Genomic DNA, 21,252 nt, shown 5'->3' on the forward strand with positions numbered 1-21,252 from the left:
CGGTGATTTCATGGGTGCGCGCGTGCGTGGGCATGCGCGCGAGGCCCGGATTGTAGGCAGGGGATTTGGTGTCCCCGGCCGGGAAGAACGAAGAGACAGACCTGATGAGCAAGACACTGATCATTGCGGAGAAGCCCTCCGTCGCGCAGGACATCGTGCGGGCGCTGACTCCCGTGGCCGGCAAGTTCGACAAGCACGACGATTACTTCGAGAACGAGCAGTACGTCGTCAGCTCCGCCGTGGGCCACCTCGTGGAGATCGCCGCTCCCGAGGAGTTCGACGTCAAGCGCGGCAAGTGGAGCTTTGCCAACCTGCCGGTGATCCCGCCGCACTTCGATCTCAACCCCATCGACAAGAACAAGGGGCGGCTCAACGCGCTGACCAAGCTGATCCGTCGCAAGGACGTGACGGCGCTCATCAACGCCTGTGACGCGGGCCGCGAGGGCGAGCTGATCTTCCGTCTGATCGAGCAGTACGCGCAGCCGGCCAAGGGCAAGCTCAACAAGCCTATCCAGCGGCTGTGGCTGCAGTCCATGACCCCTGCGGCCATCCGCGAGGGCTTCGAGAAGCTGCGCAGCGACGAGCAGATGCTGCCGCTGGCCGACGCCGCCCGCTGCCGCTCCGAGGCCGACTGGCTGGTGGGCATCAACGGCACGCGCGCGATGACGGCCTTCAACTCGCGCGACGGCGGTTTCTTCCTGACCACGGTGGGCCGCGTGCAGACGCCGACGCTGTCGGTCGTCGTGGAGCGCGAAGAGAAGATCCGCAAGCACGTCGCCCGCGACTACTGGGAGCTGCGCGCCAACTTCGACGCCCAGGCCGGCCAGTACGAGGGCAAGTGGTTCGACCCGGCGTGGAAGAAGAACGACGACGCCGAGCGCCGCGCCGACCGGCTCTGGACGCAAGCCCAGGCCGACGAGATCGCCAAGGCGGTGCTGGGCCAGCCGGCCGTGGTGACGGAAGAGAGCAAGCCCAGCACGACGAGCTGCGGCGGCCTCTACGACCTGACGACGCTGCAGCGCGAGGCCAACTCGCGCTTCGGCTTCTCGGCCAAGACGACGCTGTCCATCGCGCAGGCGCTGTATGAGAAGCACAAGGTGCTGACCTACCCGCGGACGGACTCGCGCTTCCTGCCCGAGGACTACCTGGCCGTGGCCAAGGACACGGCCAAGATGCTGGCGCAGGAAGACCTGCCCGGCCCGCTGGCGGCGCTGTCGCAGCACGCGGCCAAGGCCCTCAAGGAGGGTTACATCAAGCCGACGAAGAAGGTCTTCGACAACGCCAAGGTGTCGGACCACTTCGCCATCATCCCGACGCTGCAGGCGCCCAAGGCGCTGACCGAGGTGGAGGCCAAGCTCTACGACATGGTCGTCAAGCGCTTCCTGGCGGTGTTCTTCCCGCCGGCGGAGTTCCTGGTCACGACGCGCATCTCCAAGGTTCTGGACAAGCATCACTTCCAGACCAACGGCAAGGTGCTGGTGAAGCCGGGCTGGCTGGCCGTCTACGGCAAGGACGTGGACGACGAGGACGCCAACCTCGTGCCGGTGCAGCCGAACGAGGTCGTGCGCACCGAGAGCGTGGACGTCAAGGCGCTGCAGACCAAGCCGCCCGCCCGCTACACCGAAGCGACGCTGCTGAGCGCCATGGAAGGCGCCGGCAAGCTCATCGACGACGATGAGCTGCGCGAGGCCATGGCCGAGAAGGGCCTGGGCACGCCGGCCACGCGCGCCGCCACCATCGAAGGCCTGATCACCGAGAAATACATGCTGCGCGAAGGCCGCGAGCTGATCCCGACGGCCAAGGCCTTCCAGCTGATGACGTTGCTGCGCGGCCTGGAGGTGGAAGACCTGACCAAGCCCGAGCTGACCGGCGACTGGGAGTCCAAGCTCGCCGCGATGGAGAAGGGCAAGCTCAAGCGCGAGCAGTTCATGGCCGAGATCGCGGCAATGACCGAGAAGATGGTCGCCAAGGCCAAGGGCTATGACCGCGACACCATCCCCGGCGACTACGCGACGCTGAAGGCCCCGTGCCCCAAGTGCGGCGGCATCGTGCGCGAGAACTACCGCCGCTTCACCTGCAACGGCAAGAGCGGTGGCGGCGACGACGCCTGCGGCTTCAGCATCGGCAAGATCCCCGGCGGCCGCAGCTTCGAGCTGGCCGAGGTGGAGACCTTCCTGCGGGACAAGAAGATCGGCCCGCTGGAGGGCTTCCGCTCCAAGGCGGGTTGGCCGTTCACGGCCGAGCTGGCGCTGGTCTACGACGACGAGATCGCCAACTGGAAGCTGGAGTTCGACTTCGGCGAGGACGCCAAGAAGGCCGAGAACGATGGCGAGCCGGTGGACTTCTCCGCCCAGCAAAGCCTGGGCGCCTGCCCCAAGTGCCAGGGCCATGTCTACGAGCACGGCGCCAACTACGTCTGCGAGCACTCGGTGGGCGAGAAGGTGACCTGCGACTTCAAGACCGGCAAGGTCATCCTGACCCAGCCTATCGAGCCAGCCCAGGTGACCAAGCTGCTGGCCGACGGCAAGACCGACCTGCTCGAGAACTTCGTCTCCAACAAGACGCGGCGCAAGTTCAAGGCCTTCCTGGCTTACGACAAGAAGGAAGGCAAGGTCGTGTTCGAGTTCGAACCGCGCGCCGGCAAGCCGGCTGGCAAGGCCGCGCCGGCCAAGAAGGCTGCAGCCCGGAAGACGGCTGCGGCCAAGGGCTGATTGCGCCTATGCTCGTCCTTGACGCCCCGTCGGCGGGTCAAAGGGAGCGCGGATGGCCTGGCCGCCGTTGAGCATCGGCATACAGACGCGCCTGACGGCGGGCATCGCCCTGGTGGTGAGTCTGCTCGTGCTGGCGGTCGGCTGGAGCTGGACGTCCTACGAGGAGGACGAGCTCATGCAGGCGCTGCGGCAGCGCGAGGACCGCATGGCCGGGCTGATTGAGCGCGGCTTTGCCGGGCCGATCTGGAACCTCGACCACGTGGCCATCGAGAACCTGCTGGACGCCGTCATGGCCGACCCCGAGGTGCATGCCATCGAGCTCAAGGGCCTGGGGTTGCGCGGCGGTCAGGGGCATCGCGAACGCGACCATCCGCCGGTGGGGCCACTGCGGCGTGAGTTCCCCATTCACTACCAGGCCTCGGCCGAAGCCACCGGCGCGCCGATCGCCTCGGCCGTGCTGACCTTCACCCGGGGCCGCGTCGATGAGCAGATCCGCCGCACGCGGCTCTTTGTCGTCGAACTGCTGGCGGTCGTGCTGGTGGGCAGCATCGTCGCGACCTCGCTGCTGGTGCACTGGCTGGTGCGCCGGCCCGTCGCCCGGCTGGGCGCGCTAGCCCAGCGCGTGGCCGCGGGCGACCTGGGCGCGCAGGAGCAGGTCGAGCGCCGCGACGAGATCGGTGAGCTGACGACGCGCTTCAACGCCATGAGCCTGAAGCTGCGCAGTGCGGCCGACCAGGTGCAGCTCAGCTCCCAGGGGCTGCGTGCCAGCGAGGCGCGCTACCGCAGCCTGTTCGAGAACGCGACCGAAGGCATCTTCCAGGCGGACGCGCAGGGGCGGGTGCTCGGCATGAACCGCGCCTTGACGCAGATGCTGGGGCTGGGCACGAACAGCCTGGTGGGGCGCCGGCTGCGCGAGGTGACGGGGTTGCGGCGCGACGAGATGCTGCGCGTCGTGAAAGTGCTCAACGAGCAGGGCAAGATCCAGCAGGCGCAACTGCAGCTGCGCGGCGCCGCCGGGCGGCCGCTGTGGGTGGAACTCAGCGCGCACTGGGTGGAGGGCGAAGGCGGCCAGCGGCGCATCGAAGGCATGGTCAGCGACATCTCGCTGCGCCGCCAGGCCGAAGCCGAGCTGACGCGCCACCGCGACCACCTCGAAGACCTGGTGGCCGACCGCACGGCCGAACTCAGCGAGGCCAAGCTGCGGGCCGAGGCCGCCAACCAGGCCAAGGGCCGGTTCCTCGCAACGATGAGCCACGAGTTCCGCACGCCGCTCAACGCCATCCTCGGCTTTGCGCAGCTGATGCAGATGGACCCCAGCATGCCCGTGCCGCAGCAGGCGCGGCTGCAGCTGATGCGTGACTCGGGCCTGCATCTGCTGGAACTCATCAACGACGTGCTGGACATGGCCGCCATCGAGGCTGGCAAGGTGATCCTCAAGCCCATGCCGGTGGACTTGCGCGCGCTGCTGGAGATGGCCAGCGACAACGTGCGACTGAAGGCCGAGCAGAAGCAGCTGGCCTTTGCCGTCGACATCGACCCGCGCCTACCGGTCCAGGTGTTGGCGGATGGCCAGCGGCTGCGTCAGGTGTTGCTGAACTTGCTGTCCAACGCCGTCAAGTTCACCGACGGCGGCGCGGTCAGCCTCACGGCCTGTGTCGTCGACCCGCCGGTGCCCGGCCAGGTGCGTGTGTACTTCAGCGTCATCGACAGCGGCATCGGCATGACGGCGGCCCAGCAGGCGCGGCTGTTCCAGGCCTTCGAGCAGGTGTCCGAGGACTCGCGGCACCTGGGCGGCACGGGCCTGGGCCTGTCCATCAGCCAGCAGCTCGTCAAACTGATGGGCAGCCAGATCGTCGTGCAGAGCACCGCCGGGCAGGGCAGCCGGTTCAGTTTTGAGTTGAGGTTGCCACTCGCGTGACTGTGAGCCCCTCGTCCAATCGCGCGGCGCTGAACGCGCGCGCACCTGACCGACGCGGGCCGGCTTGGGAGCGGCCCGGCGCTCTGTCCGCAAAACACTGAGATGACCTGGGCCATTGCGTTCAAGCTGCTGGCCATCCTGGTGGCCGTGGCCATCGGCTGGGCAGTGGGGCGCATGCGCTGGCTGGGCGGCGGCGCGGCGGGCAGCGACGGCGACCCCGCCCGCGTGCTGGGCAACGCGGCCTTCTACATCTTCGTGCCCGCGCTGCTGTTCCGCACGACGGCGCGGCTGGACACGGCGGCACTGCCCTGGGCCTTCCTGTTCGCCTTCTTCGTGCCGGTGCTGGTGCTGGTGGCGTTCATCTACCTGTTCGAGCGCTGGCGGCTGCGGCCGGGCGAGCCGGTCACGCTGCCCAGCGTCAAGGCCATCACGGCGGGGTTCGGCAACACGCTGCAGGTGGGCGTGCCGGTGGCGGCCGGCGTGTTCGGCGAGCAGGGGTTGGCCATCCACATCGCCGTCGTCAGCCTGCACTCGCTGACCATCCTGACGCTGCTGACCGCGCTCGTGGAGCTGGACGTGGCGCGCGGCCGCAGTTCGCGGTCCTTCCGTTCCACGCTGGTGCAGACGGTGCGCAACACCGTCATCCACCCCGTCGTGCTGCCGGTGCTGGCCGGCCTGACCTGGAACGCGACGGGCTGGCCGCTGCCTGCCGTGCTCGACGAAGTGCTGCAGAACCTCGGCACGGCCGTCGTGCCGCTGTGCCTGACACTGATCGGCATGTCGCTGGCCTATTACGGCTGGCCGCGCTCGTGGCGGGGGCTGTCGGGGCTGGTGTCGGCCAAGCTGCTGCTCATGCCGGCTGTCGTCTTCGGCATCGCGCACTGGCTGCTGGGCCTGCAGGGCCTGCCGCTGGCCGTCATCGTCATGCTGGCCGCGCTGCCCACGGGCTCCAACGCGCTGATCTTCGCGCAGCGCTACCGCACGATGGAGCCGGAAGTCACCGCCGCCACGGTGCTGTCCACCGTGCTCTACGTCGGCACGGCGCCGATCTGGCTCGCGCTGCTGGCCTGGATCTCGCCATGGTGAAAGCGGCCGCCGGCTGACCTCACGCGCCTACCCACATGCCGCGCGCCCCCATTCGATGCATCACTGTCAGGACTTGAAGCCCATGAATGCTCCCGCCCCTCGCCGACTCGTCACGTTGCTGGCCCTGGCCGGCGCGCTGTCCCTGCCCGCCTGGGCCGCTCCCGCCGCTGCCGTGGCGCCGCAGGGCGCCGTCAGCGCGGAGGCCGGCCGGCTCGCCATCCGCCACGAGAAGTTCACGCTGACCAATGGCTTCGAGGTCATCCTCGTCGAGGACCATCGCCTGCCGCTGGTGGCTTTCAACCTGTGGGTGCACGCCGGGCCGCGCAACGAGGCCAAGGGGCAGACAGGCTTTGCCCACCTCTTCGAGCACCTGATGTTCGCCGGCAGCCGCCACGTGCCGCGCGGTGAGTTCGACAAATTCGTCGACGCCGCCGGGGGCACCGACGCCAACGGCTCCACCAACTTCGACCGCACGAACTACTTCTTCACGCTGCCGTCCAATCAGCTCGCCATGGGCCTGTGGCTGAAGGCCGACATGCTGGGCTGGATGTTCGACGAGATCGACGCCGTGTCGCTGGCCAACCAGCAGGACGTCGTGCGCAACGAGCGCCGCCAGAGCGTCGAGAACCGCCCCTACGGCGTCGTCGAGGAGGCCGCCTACCAGGCGCTGTTCCCCGAGGGCCACCCCTACCGTGCATCCGTCATCGGCTCGCACGCCGACATCCAGAGCATCCAGCTCAAGGACGTGAAGGACTTCGCCCGCACCTATTACCGGCCCAACAACGCGACGCTGGTGCTGGCCGGCGACTTCGATCCCAAGGAGGCCAAGGCGCTGGTGCAGAAGTACTTCGGCACGCTGAAGGCAGGCCCCAAGCCGCCCGAGGTGCAGGTGGCCACGCCCGAGATCACCGCTGAGCGCCGCCTCGTCGTGACGGACCGCATCGAGCTCGGCCGGCTCAACCTGTCCTGGCACACACCGGCCATGTTCAAGCCCGGGGACGCCGAGCTGGACATCGCGGCCCACGTGCTGGGCGGCGGCAAGGCCAGCCGGCTCTACGGCCTGCTGGTGCGCGACAAGCAGCTGGCGCAGAGCGTGCAGGTCAGCCAGGGCTCGCAGTCGTTGAGTTCGGTGTTCGACATCGAGGTCGTGGCCCGCCCCGGCGCGTCGCTGGACGACATCGAGACGCTTGTCGACGCCGAGATCGAGCGCCTGGCCAAGGAGCCGCCGACGCCCGCCGAGGTCGCGCAGGCCCGCGCCACCATCGAGACGCAGCTGCTGCAGCGCATGGAGAAGGTCACTTCGCTGGCCGACCTCGTCAACCACTACAACCAGATGGCCGGCGACCCCGGCTATGTGGGCCAGGACCTGGCGCGTTATGCCGCGCTGGCGCCGGCCGACGTCAGCGCCACCGTCGCGCGGTACCTGCAGAAGCAACGCCGCGTCGTCGTCATCGCCAAGCCCGGTGAGCAGGTGCTGGCGGCCGAGGTGCCCACCCCGCCCATGCCGACCCAGGTCGCCAAGGGCGAGCGCGAGGCGCTGAACGCGCCGGAGGCCTGGCGCGCCAAGCCGCCCGCGGCGGCCAAGGCCAAGCCGCTGACGCTGCCGGCGGCGCAGAGCTTCACGCTCGCCAACGGGCTGACGGTCATCCACTCGCCCAAGCCGGGCCTGCCGCTCGTCAGCGCCAGCCTCGTGCTGCGCGCCGGCCAGGCGGTGAACCCGGCCGACAAGCCCGGCCTGGCCGGCTTCACGGCGGCCATGCTGCCCGAGGGCACGACGACACGCAGCGCCCAGCAGATCGCCGAAGGCAGCGCGCTGCTGGGGGCCACGCTGACCGCCCAGGCCGGGCCTGAAGAAGCGCGTGTGGATTTCTCGGGCCGCAAGGCGGCCGCCCGGGAGGGCTTCGCGCTGCTGGCCGACCTGGCGCTGCACCCGGCCTTCGCCAACGCCGACATCGAGCGCATCAAGGCGCAGCGCCTGGCCGCGCTGGCGCAACAGCGCGAGCAGGCGCCGCTGCTGGCCAATGCCGTGGGCAACCGCGTCACCTACGGCGAGGGCCATCCGCTCGCCGCCAATGCGCTGGGCACCGAGGCCAGCATCCGGGCCATCGACGCCACCGCACTGCGGGGCTTCTGGCAGGCCCACTACCGGCCGGAGCGCGCGGCGCTGGTCGTCGCCGGCGACCTGAGCGAGGCCGAGCTGCGTGCGCTGGTGGAGCCGCTGTTCGGCGCCTGGCAGGGCGAGGGCGCGGCGCCGGCCGACACGCGGCTGCCGCCCGCCCGGCCGGTGGCGGCGCGCACGGTGCTGGTCGACAAGCCCGGCGCACCGCAGACGGCGCTGGCCGTCGTCGCCCCCGGGCCGTTCGCCGGCGCGCCTGACACGGCCTCGCTGAAGGTCATGAACGCCGCTTTGGGCGGCCTGTTCACCTCGCGCATCAACACGCAGCTGCGCGAGGTCAAGGGCTACACCTACGGCATCTACTCGGGCTACACGCTGGGCCGCGAGCGCGGCCAGTTCGGCATTCGCGGCAGTGTGCGCACCGACGTGACCGGCGCCGCTCTGGTGGACATGTGGAAGGAGATCGAAGGCATGCGTGCCAAGCCCATGGGCGCGGCCGAGCTGAACCGGGTGCGCAATGCGCAGCTGCTGTCGCTGCCGGGCCTGTTCGATACCAACGTCGCCGTCGTCAACGGCTATGCGGGCAACTGGTCCGCCGGCCAGCCGCTCGCGGCCATCACCGACCTGCCGAAGAAGTATGGCGCGGTCACGGCCGCCTCGGCGCTGAAGGCCGCGAAGGAGCGGCTGGACCCGGCCCAGCTCATCGTCGTGGCCGTGGGCGACAAGGCCAAGGTGCAGCCGCAGCTGGAGGCCATCGGCCGCAAGCCGGCGGTGCTCGGTGCCGAAGGCCGGGCCGAGGCGACGTCAGCCGCCCAGTGATTCGTACAGCGCCACGAGCTCCTGCGTGAGCTTGTGGCGCGGGTCGAGGTGGATCATGGGCCGCGACAGCTCGTGCGACTCCTTGACCTTGACGCTGCTGGAGAGATACGGCTCCAGCACGGGCAGGCCCTCGTCCAGCAGTTCCTGCACGACACGCTGCGGCAGCGACGCGCGTGCCTGGAACTGGTTGACGATGATTCCCTCCACATGCAGCTCGGGCGCGTGGTCGGCCTGGATCTCCTGCACGGCTTCCAGCAGCCCATACAGCGCGCGGCGCGAGAAATCGTCGCAGTCGAACGGGATCAGGCAGCCCTGCGCGGCGATCAGCGCCGAGCGCGTGTAGAAGTTCAGCGCCGGCGGGGTGTCGATCCAGATCTCGTCGTAGTCGTCGGCCAGCGCCTGCAGCGCATCGCGCAGCTTGTAGATCTTGTAGCGGCTCTCCAGCTTGCCGTGCAGTTCGTCCAGCGCGGCGCTGGCGGGCATCAGGTGCAGGTGTTCCCACGGCGTCTCGACGATGAATTCGCCGGTGGGCTGCGTGCGCACGCTGAATCGCAGCGTCGATTCGAAGAACTCCGCCGAACCGGGCGGCGTGTCGTCGGCGGCATCGCCCAGCAGATAGCGCGTCGTGTTGCCCTGGCAGTCCAGGTCGATGACCAGCACCCGCTGCCCCTGCGCGGCGGCAATGGCCGCCAGGTTGCTTGTGATCGTGGACTTGCCCACGCCACCCTTCTGGTTGAACACGACTCGCCGCATCGCCGTTTCCTCCTTCGGAATGCGGCGATTGTGCATTGCAGCAATGACGCGTCAACTGCGCGTGACGGGCCCGATGCCGATGGGGTCGGCCAGCCACTGCTCGGTGCCGGCGCGGGCGTGCAGCGCGCGCACGACGGCCATGCCCTGCACGACCTGGCCGAAGGCGGCAAAGCCCTGGCCGTCGGGGTTGCGCCGGCCGCCGAAGTCCAGCTCCGGCTGGTCACCGATGCAGATGAAGAACTCCGCCGTCGCGGTGCCGGGCGCGCCGCGCGCCATCGAGATCGTGCCGTCGCGGTGGCGCAGGCCGGTCTGCTGTGTGGTCTCGTGGGCGATGGGCGGGCGCCGCGGCGGCGCATCGTCCTTGAGGTTCAGGCCCCACTGCACGACCTCGATCTTGTGGGCGTTCTGCGGCTGGTTGGCCAGCGACACCAGGCGATAGACCCAGGCCTTGTCGAGCAGGTGTTGGTCCACATAGGCCAGGTAGTTGGCGACCGTGATGGGGGCGGCAGCGGGGTTCACCTCGATGACGAAGGGTCCCAGCGGGGTGTCCACCCGGGTGCGCACGGTTGTGGCGGCATGGGCCGCCAGCGGCAAGGCGGCGAGCGAGAGCAGATGGCGTCGTTGCATGGCAGTCGTCAGCGGCGGTTGATGTCGGCGAGCGGATGCGCGATGCCGCCATCGCCGTAGGTGCTCACCACCTCGGCGATGACGACCTGGTAGCCCTTCAGCCAGCGCGCCTGGGCCTGCTTGGCCTCGCGGTGGGTGGCATGGGCCATCAGCTGTTGCAGGGCTTCCATCGAATCCCAGTAGTAGACGTTGGAGATCAGCCCGGTCGCCGGGTTCTCCCAGGTCTCCTCGCCGCGGTAGCCGGGGATGGCACGGGCGACCTCGGCAATGCGCGCGTCCAGCGCGTGGAACTCGTCGTCGTAGGTGCCAGCGGCGAAGGTGAAGGTGGCGGTGAACATGTGGTTCACGGGGCCCAGTGCTTGAGCGCTCGTTCGGTCTGCTGTCGGTCGACGAGCCGATCCGTGTCCAGGCACCAGTGCAGGAAGTCCGCGACAACGCGCCTCTGCTCTGTGGAGCAACGGTGTTTGAAGTCCAGCCACGACGGCACAGGCGATTTGGCCCTGCCTGTGTTCGCCAAGGCATCAATCGTGTAGTCGATGACCAGCGAGGTCGACTCCGGATTCCGCAGGCACCAGGCCATGTGGGCCGGGATCGTCTTCAGCAGATCTGGAGCGTTGCCGTGCAGAAGCAAGTGTGCATGCTCTTCGATGTGCGCCTCGTCGTGTCGCCCGGGCTCCAAGGCGAAGAGCTGAACGACCTTGTCCAACAGGGTGGGTGCTTGGACGCTCATGCCCGTGATCCGTCGAACTGGAGCGCCCGCTCGACAAACCGCCGCGGTACCGTCGTCTTCGGCACGCGCACCGGGAACCAGCTGCGGATGTCGCTGTCGATGCCGATGCCGTGCATGAAGTTGTAGAGCCCCTTCTTGAGCCCCTGGCCCAGGCCGTCGTGGTCGGTGGGCGTGGGGTCGATGAAGGCGATGTCGTTCTTGGCGAAGCGGGCGTCGGCCGGCAGGGGTTGCAGCGTGACGCCGTATGCGGCCGGGTTCATGCCCACGGGCGAATGCACCGTGCAGGCGAAACGGTGGAAGAAGCCGCTGTGGATGCAGCCGTTCTCGAACAGCTGGCGCACGTACTCCAGCGCGTCCACGGTGTCCTGTGTCGTCTGCGTCGGGAAGCCATACATCAGGTAGGCATGCACCAGCACGCCCGCGTCGGCGAACGCCTTGGTCACGCGGGCGACCTGCTCGACGCTGACGCCCTTCTTCATCAGCTTCAGCAGCCGGTCGCTGGCCACCTCCAGCCCGCCGGAGATCGCGATGCAGCCGCTGTCGGCCAGCAACTGGCACAGCTCGGGCGTGAAGGTTTTCTCGAAGCGGATATTGCCCCACCAGCTGATGGCCACACCGCGCCGCAGCAGCTCCTCGGCCAGCGCCTTGAGCGCCTTGGGCGGCGCGGCCTCGTCGACGAAATGAAAGCCCGTCTGCCCGGTCTCCGCCACGATGGCCTCGATGCGGTCCACCAGCACCTCGGCCGATGCCGCCTCGTAGCGTGAGATGTAGTCCAGGCTGACGTCGCAGAAGCTGCACTTCTTCCAGTAGCAGCCATGCGCCACGGTCAGCTTGTTCCAGCGCCCGTCGCTCCACAGCCGGTTCATCGGGTTGAGCATGTCCAGCAGCGACAGGTAGCGGTCCAGCGGCAAGCCGTCCCAGGTCGGCGTGCCGACGTCGTCGAAGGGCACATCGGGCTCGACGAAGTTGGTGTACCTGACTTCATGGCCGTCACGCCAGAACGTGCGCACCAGCCGGGTCTTGGAGCGTTTGCCGGCCACGTGCTCCAGCAGCGCCAGCAGCGGCCGCTCGCCGGCGTCCAGCGTCACGTAGTCGACGAACTCGAACAGCCGCGGCTCGCTCAGCTCGCGCAACTCGGTATTCACATAACCGCCGCCCAGCACGGTGACGACCTCGGGCCGCGCGGCCTTGATCGCCTGCGCGATGCGCAGCGCCGCGTAGACCGAGCCGGGGAAGGGCACCGACAGCAGCACGACGTCGGGCCGATGCTGCTCCAGCGCCTCCAGCGTCAGCCGCTGCAGCGTGCGGTCGATCAGATGCGGTGGCTCGGCCAGCGCCTCGGCCAGCGGGTCGAAGTGCGCCTGAGCGGCGGCCAGCTTCTCGGCGTAGCGCACGAACTCGAAGCGCTCGTCCACCGCGTCGCGCAGCACGTCGGCCAGGTCGTTCAGGAACAGCGTCGCCAGGTGGCGGGCGCGGTCCTGCAGGCCCAGGGCGCCGAAGGCCCAGGCCAGCGGGTCTTCGCCTTCCTCGCCGATGTAATGGTCCAGCGACGCGAAGCGTGCGCCCTCGGGCAGGAAGCTGCGCGTGTTGATGCGGTGCGCCAGCGTCGGGTCCTGGCCCTGCAGAAATCGCAGCACGCGCGGCGTGGCGGCCGCGATTGAACTGAACTCACCGTCGAACCAGGCGGTCTGCGGCGTGTGCTTCGCGACGGGCAGCGCCTGGACGGCTTCACGGATCTGCGCGAGCCCGGCGGGAGAAAAGAGTTCCAGCACCAGCGCCAGCGCGAGGTCCACCTGATGCGCGGCGATCTGGCGCGAGCGCAGGAAGCCGGTCAGGTAGGCGGTGGACGGGTAGGGCGTGTTCAGCTGCGTCATCGGGGGGATGACGGCGAGCACGCGGGGCTGATTGGGAGAAGACGAATCCACGGCCGGGATTGTCGAGCACGGTTGCCACGTTGCCCGCCCAGGAGCTGGCAACGCCACGAGGGCCATGGGCCTGGTGCCGGTCAGGACCTGTTCTGCGTGATCCGTGCGCCGACCCGTCTGCCGACCGGAGTCGCCGTCACGCGGTCATCCAGCCCGCCAGCTTCTCCGCAATCATCAAGGTCGGCGACGCCGTGTTGCCGCTGGTGATGGTCGGCATGACGCTCGCATCAGCCACGCGCAGGCCGGCGACGCCGCGCACGCGCAGGCGGGCGTCGACGACGGCACCGGGGTCGTCTTTGCGGCCCATGCGGCAGGTGCCGACCGGGTGGAAGATGGTGGTGGCGATGTCGCCGGCCGCGCGGACGAGTTCGTCGTCGGTCTGGGCCAGCGGGCCGGGGCGGTGCTCCTCGGGCCGGAAGCGGGCCAGCGCCGGCCGGGACATGATCTGCCGCGTCATGCGCAGGCTGTCGGCGGCCACCTTGCGGTCAGCGTCGGTGGACAGGTAGTTGGGCCGGATCGCCGGGGCGACGGTGGCGTCTGCCGACTGGATGTGCACGCTGCCGCGGCTGGTGGGGTTGAGGTTGCACACGCTGGCGGTGATCGCGTCGAAACGGTGCAGTGGCTCACCGAAGGCATCGAGTGACAGCGGTTGCACGTGGAACTGCAGATCGGGCCACACCTTGGTGGGCACGCTGCGGGTGAACACGCCCAGCTGGCTGGGGGCCATGCTCATCGGGCCGCTGCGCCGCAGCGCGTATTCGATGGCGATCGAGGCCTTGCCCAGCAGCGAGGCGCTGCGCGTGTTCAGCGTGCGGGCGCCTTGCAGCTTGTAGACGGTGCGGATCTGCAGGTGGTCCTGCAGGTTGGCGCCCACGCCGCGCAGTTCGCGCTCCACCGGCACGCCGGCCGCCTGCAGCACCTCGGCCGGGCCCAGGCCCGACAACTGCAGGATCTGCGGCGAGCCGATGCTGCCCGCTGCGAGGATGACTTCGCCGCCCACATTCAGCCACGGCTGCTCCACGCCGTGCGGCGTGCGCACCTCCACGCCGCCGCAGCGCAGGCCCGCGTCGTCGCGCAGCAGGCGCAGCTTGCGCACCTGTGCGCCGGTCCACAGCTCGAAGTTGGGGCGGCCGAGGCAGGTGGGCCGCAGGAAGGCCTTGGCCGCGTTCCAGCGCAGGCCCTTCTTCTGGTTGACCTCGAAGTAACCCACGCCCTCGTTGTTGCCGGCGTTGAAGTCGCCGGTGGAGGGAATGCCGGCCTCATTGCAGGCAGCGGCAAACGCATCGAGGATGGGCCAGCGCAGGCGCTGCTGCTCGACGCGCCACTCGCCCTTGTGGCCGTGTAGCTCGGCAAAACCTGCCGGCGCTGACTTCGGGTCATCCAGCCGCCAGTGGTGTTCGTGGCGGCGGAAGGCGTTCAGCACGCGCTCCCAGCGCCAGGTGTCGTCGCCGGTGAGGTCGGCCCAGTGCTCGTAGTCGCGGCGTTGGCCCCGCATGTAGATCATGCCGTTGATGCTGGAGCTGCCGCCCAGCACCTTGCCACGCGGATAGCGCAGCTTGCGGCGGTTGAGGCCGGGCTCCGGTTCGGTGTTGAAACACCAGTCCGTGCGGGGGTTACCGATGCAGTGGAGATAACCCATCGGTATGTGTATCCAGTGGTAATCGTCGTTGCCGCCTGCTTCGATGAGCAGCACGCGCTTGTCTGGTTTGGCGCTGAGCCTGTTCGCCAGCAGGCAGCCGGCGGTGCCGGCGCCCACAATGATGTAATCGAAGCCTTGTTGGGACATGGATAGCTGCAAGGTGCCGCACGGTGCGCGGCTCTCGCAAGCGTAAATCAACCGGCCTGTGACAGCCTGTTAGCGCTGATGCCATACCAGTCCATCCGGCGGGTCACGGTCATGACAGTTGCCAGCACCGCAAACAGCAGCACGGCGCCGATGACGAGGGCCGTCTGTTCGCGGCTCAGCAGCACATAGAGTGCGCCGTACAGAAGCGTTATGCCGCCGCCGAAGGCCAGGCCGCGCAGCCAGGTGCCGAGCATGGCTGCGGCGTACTGCGTCAGCACGAGCGCGGCGGCACCGGCGGCGATCAGGTACGCCACGACGAACGGCAGGTGCTCGGACAGGCTCAGCAGCAGCAGGAAGAACAGGCTCAGCGCCAGGCCCACGAGCAGGTACTGCACCGGGTGCACGCGCCGCCCGGTCAGCAGCTCGGTCAGGCCCACGGTGACGAAGGTCAGCGCGATGAACATCAGGCCGTACTTGATCGCGCGGTCGGACATGACGTAGGGGTTCACGGGGTCGATGAGGTCGACGGCCAGCGTGTCCAGCCCGGCCTTGCCGGCTGCGACATCGGCCGCCGCGTTGCTCGCCAGCTCCGACACCTGCCAGCGCGCCGAAAAACCGCTCTCGCCCACCTCGCGCTCGGCGGGCAGGAAACGGCCGCCGAAACTGGGGTGCGGCCACGAGGACTGCAGGTTCACGGCCGTGCTGCCGGCAGCGGGAATGACGGCCAGGCGCTGCGTGCCGATCAGGTCTACGGTCAGGTTCAACTCCAGCGTCTCGCCGCTGCGCGGCAGGGCGATGACGGCGTGCAGCCCCGCGGCGTGGGCCGCGTTCGTCGTGCCGGGCTTCACGGCCAGCGCTTGACCATCGCGCTTGAGTTGCACGTCGCGCAGGCCGCGCGCATCGCTGGTGGAGAACATCGCGGCGACGGCGCCGCAGTCGACGCGGCCGCCGGCGTTTTCGGCCGGCGGCGTCAGCCGGTCAAAGTCGTCCCAGCGTGCCAGGATGCTCAGCTTGCCGGCATAGCTGTTGATCTTGAACAGGCCGCGGTAACGCGGGTCGGGCGTCACGCGCCCGCTGACCTGCAGCTGCGACGGCGGCAGCACCACCGTGAAAGCCCGGCGCTGCAAGCCATCCTTGACGGCCCAGTTTTCCCTGCAGCTGCGTGTCAGCAGCGGCCCCAGCAGCGTCTGCGGCCCGGCCTGCGACTGCTCGACGCTCTGCGCGGCCTCCTGCTGGCGAGCCTGGCGTTCGCGCACCAGCCCGCCGATCTGGTTGAGCACGATGATCAGGATGAGGGTGACGGCGGCCAGGATGGCCAGCTTGGTGAGCAAGGTTTTGTTCATGCCACCAGCATCGCGAGACGCCGTGAGGCGATGACGAGCGGTGTGAAGTCAGTGTGAAGCGGGCAGCACCAGCGTGGCCCGCAGGCCGGGCTCCGCCGCCTCGAATTCCAGCCGCCCGCCGTGCAGCTCGGCCACACGGCGGGCGATGGCCAGGCCCAGGCCCGAGCCTTTGACGAGGCTGCCGGGCCGGGCCGTGGAGAAGAAGCGCTGGCCCAGCTGCGAGAACACGCTGGCCGGCACGCCGGGCCCGTGGTCGCGCAGCGCGAGACGCACCGTTGTGGGTGTCGTGCTGACGGCCAATTCGAGCGTCGAGCCGGCGGGTGCGAAGTCCAGCGCATTGACGAGCAGGTTGCCGAAGGCCAGCTCCAGCAGCGCCGCGTCGGCGTCGATGACCACGTCCTCGCGCGCCGTCCACGCCACGGTCAGCCGCTGCTGCGCCAACCGCGGCGCCTGCCGTTCCAGCTGCGCGTCAACCCAGGCGGCCAGCGCCACGCGCCGCCGCTCGCCCAGCCCCACCTGCGCCTCCAGCTGCGACAGCGCCAGCACGCGCTCCACCAGCGTCTGCAGCCGGGCGGTCTGGTCCAGCACCTGGGCGGCGAAGCGCTGGCGGTCGGCGGCGGGCAGCTCGTCCTGCAGCAGCTCGCCGCTGGCGCGCAGCGCGGCCAGCGGGCTTTTCAGCTCGTGCGTCAGGGCGCGCACGTCGTGCTCCAGCTGCTCGCGGCCCTCCAGCCGGCGGCGCATGTCGTCCATCGCGTGGGCCAGGTCGCCCAGCTCGCCAGGCACGGCCGGCGGCGCGAGGTTCTGCCCGGCCTGCACCTGCTGCGCGTAGCGCCGCAGCCGCCGCACGGTGACCACCAGCCACAGCGTCACAGCCACGCCCACGATGAGGCTGGCGGCCAGCAGCGCGGCGCCCGCCAGGAACACGCGGCGTTCGGCCCGGTCGATGAAGCGCTGCACGCTGGCCACCGGCTTGGCCACGCTGACGACGCCCAGCGTGCGGCCCGCCTGCAGCACCGGCGCGGCGACCACGAGCACGGTGCTGTCGTGGCGGCCGTAGGGGCTGGCGCGTGCACCGTAGTCGCCGCGCAGCGTGCGGGCCACGTCGTTCCACTGCGAGTAGTCCTGGCCCACGGCCGAGGGCTGGCCGGAGTCCAGCACCACGCGGCCCGCCGCGTCGGTCACGTAGATGCGCAGGTCCAGGCGCTGCTTGCGCAGGCCCCAGATGACGGCATCCACGTCGCGCTGCGCGTAGCGCCGCAGCTGGTTCGCCAGCCGGCCGTCCGGCGCCGGTGAGCCGGCGGCCAATTCATCCACCGCCACCTCGGCCAGCAGGTTGGCCGTCTCCACCATCAGGTCTTCCATGACCTCGCGCACGCTGGGCTTCACCTCGGCGAGGAAGACCTTCAGCAGCAGCACGGCGCTGAGGCCGGCGATCAGGAAGAAGCCGAAGAAGACGCGCAGGCCCAGGCGCATGTCAGTGCTGCTCGTCCGCCCGTGGGCGCTGAATTGCCGCGGCGGCGGGCCGTGAGCGGCGCGAGCGTGGCGGCTTCACGTCAGGGCTCCAGCGAGTACCCAAGGCCCCGATGCGTCTTGATCGGATCGCGCGTCGGTGCGGCCTCGCGCAGCTTGGCGCGCAGCGTTTTGATGTGGGTGTCGACCGTGCGGTCGCCGCTGTCGGCGCTCGTGCCCCACACGGCGTCCAGCAACGCGTCGCGCGAGTGGATGCGCTGCGGCGCGCCCAGCAGCTTCAGCAGCAGGCCCAGCTCCAGCTTGGTGAGGTTGAGCAGCGCGCCGTCCAGCCGCACGCGTGAGCCGTCGACAACGAAGCCCGAGGGCGACACCGGCGCCGGTGCGGCCTGCGCGCGGCGCAGCAGCGCACGCACGCGCGCCACCAGCTCGCGCGGACTGAAGGGCTTGGCGAGGTAGTCGTCGGCGCCCAGTTCCAGCCCGAGCACGCGGTCCATCTCCTCGCTGCGCGCGCTCAGCACGATGACGGGCAGATGCCGCAGCGGCCCGGCGCGCAGCTCGCGGCACAGGTCCAGCCCGTGCCCGTCGGGCAGGCCGATGTCGAGGATGAGCAGGGCGGGCGCCGGCGCCTGGTGCAGTCGCTCGCGCGCCTCGGCCAGCCAGCTGCGGTGTTCGACGGCATAGCCCTCGCGCTGCAGCGCGAACACGACGGTGTCGGCGATGGCCGGGTCGTCCTCCAGCAGCAGCAGCGTGGCCGTCAAGGGCGCCAGCCTTTCGCGAGCGCCGCGACGAGATCGGCCGCCGGCCTGCCTGCGCGGTTCAGCGGCAGCGCCTGGCCGGCCCACAGGCTGATGAAGTCGGCATCGCCGGCCTTGGCGGCGGCCTGGCGCATGGGGCGGCTGGCCGCGTTGGGTTGCGGGAAGGCGGGGAGGTCGGCGCCCTCCAGCGCGCGCGTGACGCGGTTGGCCACGCCGCGCGCCAGTCGGCCGGAGAAGGCGCGTGTCAGCGTGGAGTCGGCGTCACGCGCCGCCAGCAGCGCCGCGCGGTAGGCCGGCGACAGCGGGCATTCATCGGCCAGCAGGAAGGCCGTGCCCACCGCCACGGCACTGGCGCCCAGCGCCTGCGCCGCCGCGACGCCGCGTGCATCGGCAATGCCGCCGGCCGCGATGACGGGAATACCCAGCGCGTCGACGAGCTGCGGCACCAGCGCCATCGTGCCGATCAGCGCGCCCTCGGCCGTGCCGAGAAAGCCGCCCCGGTGGCCGCCGGCCTCGTAGCCCTGCGCGACGACGGCATCCACGCCGCTGGCCTGCAGCAGCAGGCCCTCGGCCACCTGCGTGGCGGTGCCGACGACGAGGAAGCCCTGCGCCTTCAGCGCCGCCACGCGGGCCGCGCCGGGGTCGCCCATGACGAAGCTGATCACGGCCGGGCGCGCGGCCACGGTGGCGGCCAGCTGGGCCTCGAAGTCCTCCTCGAAGCGCTCCGGCCGCGTCGGCGCCGCCAGGCCCAGCGCGGTGTGCCAGGGGGCGAGGCGGGAGAGGTAGTCGTCCAGCGCCTCGTCATCGCGCACCCAGGGTTGGGGGCAGAACAGGTTGATGCCGAAGGGCTGCGTGGTGCGGGCGCGGATGTCGGCCGCGACCTCGGCGATGCGTGCGGGGCTGAGGTAGGCCGCCCCCAGCTGGCCGAAGCCACCGCTACTGCAGACGGCGGCCACGAGCGCAGCGCTGGCGGCCTCACCGGCCATCGGCGCCATCCAGATGCGGGGCAGCTCGCTCAGGCGCATGGCCGCTCAGCTCATCGTCCGCATGGACAGCACCGGGAACAGCTTGATGAGCCCGTCGGCCAACAGCTCCACGGCCAGCGCGGCCAGGATCAGGCCCATGAGCCGCGTCATGATGTTGATGCCCGTTTGGCCCAGCACCTTGGCGATGCGGCTGCTGGCGGAGAAGGTCAGGAAGGTCACGGCGGCGACGACGACGCCATAGCCGCACAGCACGGCCAGCTCCCACCAGACGCGGGTCTTGTCGGCGTAGATCACCATCGTCGAGATGGTGGCCGGCCCGGTCAGCAGCGGGATGGCCAGCGGCACGACGGCGATGCTGGCGCCGGCATCGGCCTTGCTGCTGCCCTCGGAGACGTCTTCCTTGCGGGCTTCGGCGGGCTGGGCATTGAGCATCTGCAGCGAGCTGATCAGCAGCAGGCAGCCGCCGCCGACCTGGAAGCTGGCCAGCGAGATGCCGAAGAACTCGATGATCTTCAGCCCGAACAGCGCACTCAGTGCGATGACGATGCCGGCCGTGCAGGCGCTGACGAGGATGGTCTTGCGCCGCTGCTCACGCGAGAAGCTGCCGGTGAAATGGATGAAGAAGGGCACCACGCCCACGGGGTTCACGATGGCCAGCAGGGCCACAAGGGGTTTGTAGATATCCATGCCCCTCATTGTCGCGGCTAGGATGGCGGTGCGGCCCTGTCCGAGGCCTTCGCCAGCCTTCGGGCCTGGCACTCCGGGGCACCCCCGGGGGTCTTGAATCTCTCGTCCTGCGGGGCGCGAGAACACCGGGCGCGCAGGCGCCCGCCCTCTCACGCATCACCCGTCGCTCGGGCAGCGCCGCACCTTCTTCAAGACCATGGAGACACCGCATGGATGACGCCGGCCGGACGACCGCCCGCGCGCTGGCCCTGGCGATGCTGGCGGGCGCGCGCGCCGAGCCGGCGCTGGCGGCCCGCATGGCGGCCTGCCTGGACGTCCGACTGGAGGCGCGGCCGCCCTGGCTGGCCGACCTGGCACGGGCGATGGCCCGCATCCCGGGCGAGGTGTGGCGGCGCCTGGATGTGCCGTCGCTGGCGCGGCGCGTCCAGGCCCACGCCGGGTTTGCGCAGGCCTGCGCCGACCGTTCCTGCCCCGCCGTGCGCCGCTGGCTGCTGCGGCCGCCCGACACGCTGGTGGACGCGCCGGCCGGGCTGGAGCGCCCGCACTGGCCCACCGTGGGGGCGCTGGCCCGCGGCCTGGGCTTGTCGCCCGCCGGTCTGTGGCGGCTGACGCTGCCGGCCGACTGGCAGCGCCGCCGGCCGTTGGTGCAGCAGCATTACCAGCAGCGGCTGTGCGCCAAGCGCAGCGCGGGCTGGAGGCTGCTGGAGGTGCCGGCACCGCATCTGCGCGCCGTCCAGCGGCGCCTGCTCGGCCAGTTGCTTCACGGCTTGCCGCCGCACGACGCGGCGTTCGGCTATGTGCCGGGCCGCTCGGTCGTGCAGCATGCGGCGCGCCATGCCGGGCAGGGGCGGGTGCTGCGTTTCGACCTGAGCGACTTCTTCTCCACGGTGCGCGCGGCCCGCGTGCACGCGCTGTTCGTGACACTGGGCTACTCCAGCGCCGTGGCCCGGGCGTTGACGGCCTTGTGCACGACCTCGACACCCGAGGCCTGGCTGCGCGACGAGCCGCGCCTGAGCTGGCAGCAGCGCCAGCGCCTGCGTGACGCCCATCTGCCGCAGGGCGCGCCGACGTCACCGGCCGTCGCCAACCTCTGCGCCTTCGGCCTGGATGCGCGGCTCAGCGGCCTGGCGGAGGCCTTCGGTGCGCGCTACAGCCGGTATGCCGACGACCTGGTCATCTCGGGCCCGGCGTCGCTGCCGGCCGCCACCATCGCAGCCTGGGTCGCGGCCATCGCTGCCGACGAGGGCTTCGCCATCAACCCGCGCAAGACCCGCAACCTGGGCACCGCGCAGCGTCAGTCGGTGTGCGGTATCGTCGTCAACGCGCATCCCAACCTGCCGCGCCGGGAGTTCGATCGGCTCAAGGCGCTGCTGCACCGCTGCGTGCTGGAGGGGCCGGCGTCACAGAACCGCGAGGGTCACGCCGATTGGCGCGGGCATCTGCAGGGGCGGGTGGCCTGGGCGGCCCAGATCCACGCAGCCAAGGCCGCCAAGCTGCGGGCGCTGCTGGACCGCATCGCCTGGCCCGATGTGGCCTGAGC

Annotated in this window: 16 protein-coding genes; 5 read left to right on the plus strand and 11 right to left on the minus strand. The window is 70.1% G+C overall.

The genetic code is table 11. The features are described from left to right. Nucleotides 1-104 precede the first annotated feature (104 nt). The 4 genes from ACG00X_RS15215 (at nucleotide 105) to ACG00X_RS15230 (ending at nucleotide 8,650) form a co-directional block, all read left to right on the plus strand. Entirely contained in the window at nucleotides 105-2,711 is a 2,607-nt protein-coding gene (locus tag ACG00X_RS15215; RefSeq protein ID WP_394489040.1) for a DNA topoisomerase III, read from the plus strand. A 52-nt stretch (nucleotides 2,712-2,763) separates the two neighbouring features. Then, nucleotides 2,764-4,629, plus strand: a complete 1,866-nt coding sequence (locus ACG00X_RS15220) for an ATP-binding protein (RefSeq protein WP_394489041.1) — start codon at nucleotides 2,764-2,766, stop codon at nucleotides 4,627-4,629. Nucleotides 4,630-4,731: 102 nt separating this feature from the next. Next, complete coding sequence (locus ACG00X_RS15225; protein WP_394489042.1) at nucleotides 4,732-5,715, plus strand: AEC family transporter; 984 nt, start codon at nucleotides 4,732-4,734, stop codon at nucleotides 5,713-5,715. Between the two features lie 82 nt (nucleotides 5,716-5,797). Further along, entirely contained in the window at nucleotides 5,798-8,650 is a 2,853-nt protein-coding gene (locus ACG00X_RS15230; protein ID WP_394489043.1) for a M16 family metallopeptidase, read from the plus strand. Here the strand turns inward: ACG00X_RS15230 and ACG00X_RS15235 are convergent. From ACG00X_RS15235 to ACG00X_RS15285, 11 genes are all read right to left on the minus strand, one after another. Next, a complete protein-coding gene (locus ACG00X_RS15235; protein WP_394489044.1) occupies nucleotides 8,636-9,403 on the minus strand; it encodes a ParA family protein in 768 nt (255 codons plus the stop codon). The genes ACG00X_RS15230 and ACG00X_RS15235 overlap by 15 nt on opposite strands. A 51-nt stretch (nucleotides 9,404-9,454) precedes the next feature. After that, nucleotides 9,455-10,030 (minus strand): peptidylprolyl isomerase, encoded by a 576-nt coding sequence (locus tag ACG00X_RS15240; RefSeq protein WP_394489045.1) that lies wholly within the window; start codon nucleotides 10,028-10,030, stop codon nucleotides 9,455-9,457. Between the two features lie 8 nt (nucleotides 10,031-10,038). Beyond that, the gene (locus ACG00X_RS15245) at nucleotides 10,039-10,368 is read right to left on the minus strand and encodes an antibiotic biosynthesis monooxygenase family protein (RefSeq protein ID WP_394489166.1); all 330 of its coding nucleotides are present in this window, start codon (nucleotides 10,366-10,368) and stop codon (nucleotides 10,039-10,041) included. Nucleotides 10,369-10,373: 5 nt separating this feature from the next. Next, entirely contained in the window at nucleotides 10,374-10,760 is a 387-nt protein-coding gene (locus ACG00X_RS15250; protein WP_394489046.1) for a hypothetical protein, read from the minus strand. Then, nucleotides 10,757-12,634 (minus strand): B12-binding domain-containing radical SAM protein, encoded by a 1,878-nt coding sequence (locus tag ACG00X_RS15255; protein ID WP_394489167.1) that lies wholly within the window; start codon nucleotides 12,632-12,634, stop codon nucleotides 10,757-10,759. Before ACG00X_RS15255 ends, ACG00X_RS15250 begins: the two co-directional genes overlap by 4 nt. Before the next feature lie 187 nt (nucleotides 12,635-12,821). Further along, the gene (locus ACG00X_RS15260) at nucleotides 12,822-14,471 is read right to left on the minus strand and encodes a GMC family oxidoreductase (protein WP_394489047.1); all 1,650 of its coding nucleotides are present in this window, start codon (nucleotides 14,469-14,471) and stop codon (nucleotides 12,822-12,824) included. Nucleotides 14,472-14,518: 47 nt separating this feature from the next. Beyond that, nucleotides 14,519-15,814, minus strand: a complete 1,296-nt coding sequence (gene creD / locus ACG00X_RS15265) for a cell envelope integrity protein CreD (protein ID WP_394489048.1) — start codon at nucleotides 15,812-15,814, stop codon at nucleotides 14,519-14,521. 48 nt (nucleotides 15,815-15,862) lie between these two features. Then, nucleotides 15,863-17,287, minus strand: coding sequence for a two-component system sensor histidine kinase CreC (gene creC, locus ACG00X_RS15270; protein ID WP_394489049.1), 1,425 nt, complete (start codon nucleotides 17,285-17,287; stop codon nucleotides 15,863-15,865). An 80-nt stretch (nucleotides 17,288-17,367) separates the two neighbouring features. Beyond that, on the minus strand, nucleotides 17,368-18,042 hold the full coding sequence (gene creB, locus ACG00X_RS15275) for a two-component system response regulator CreB (RefSeq protein WP_394489050.1): 675 nt from the start codon (nucleotides 18,040-18,042) through the stop codon (nucleotides 17,368-17,370). Continuing rightward, complete coding sequence (locus ACG00X_RS15280; RefSeq protein ID WP_394489051.1) at nucleotides 18,039-19,064, minus strand: NAD(P)H-dependent flavin oxidoreductase; 1,026 nt, start codon at nucleotides 19,062-19,064, stop codon at nucleotides 18,039-18,041. Before ACG00X_RS15280 ends, creB begins: the two co-directional genes overlap by 4 nt. 6 nt (nucleotides 19,065-19,070) lie before the next feature. After that, entirely contained in the window at nucleotides 19,071-19,712 is a 642-nt protein-coding gene (locus ACG00X_RS15285) for a MarC family protein (protein ID WP_394489052.1), read from the minus strand. A gap of 209 nt (nucleotides 19,713-19,921) precedes the next feature. On the opposite strand from ACG00X_RS15285, the gene ACG00X_RS15290 reads away from it, so the two are divergent. Further along, a complete protein-coding gene (locus ACG00X_RS15290) occupies nucleotides 19,922-21,250 on the plus strand; it encodes a reverse transcriptase family protein (RefSeq protein ID WP_394489053.1) in 1,329 nt (442 codons plus the stop codon). Nucleotides 21,251-21,252 lie beyond the last annotated feature (2 nt).

Origin of the sequence: Pelomonas nitida, from assembly GCF_043555975.1 — a bacterium.
Lineage (GTDB): Bacteria > Pseudomonadota > Gammaproteobacteria > Burkholderiales > Burkholderiaceae_C > Pelomonas > Pelomonas nitida.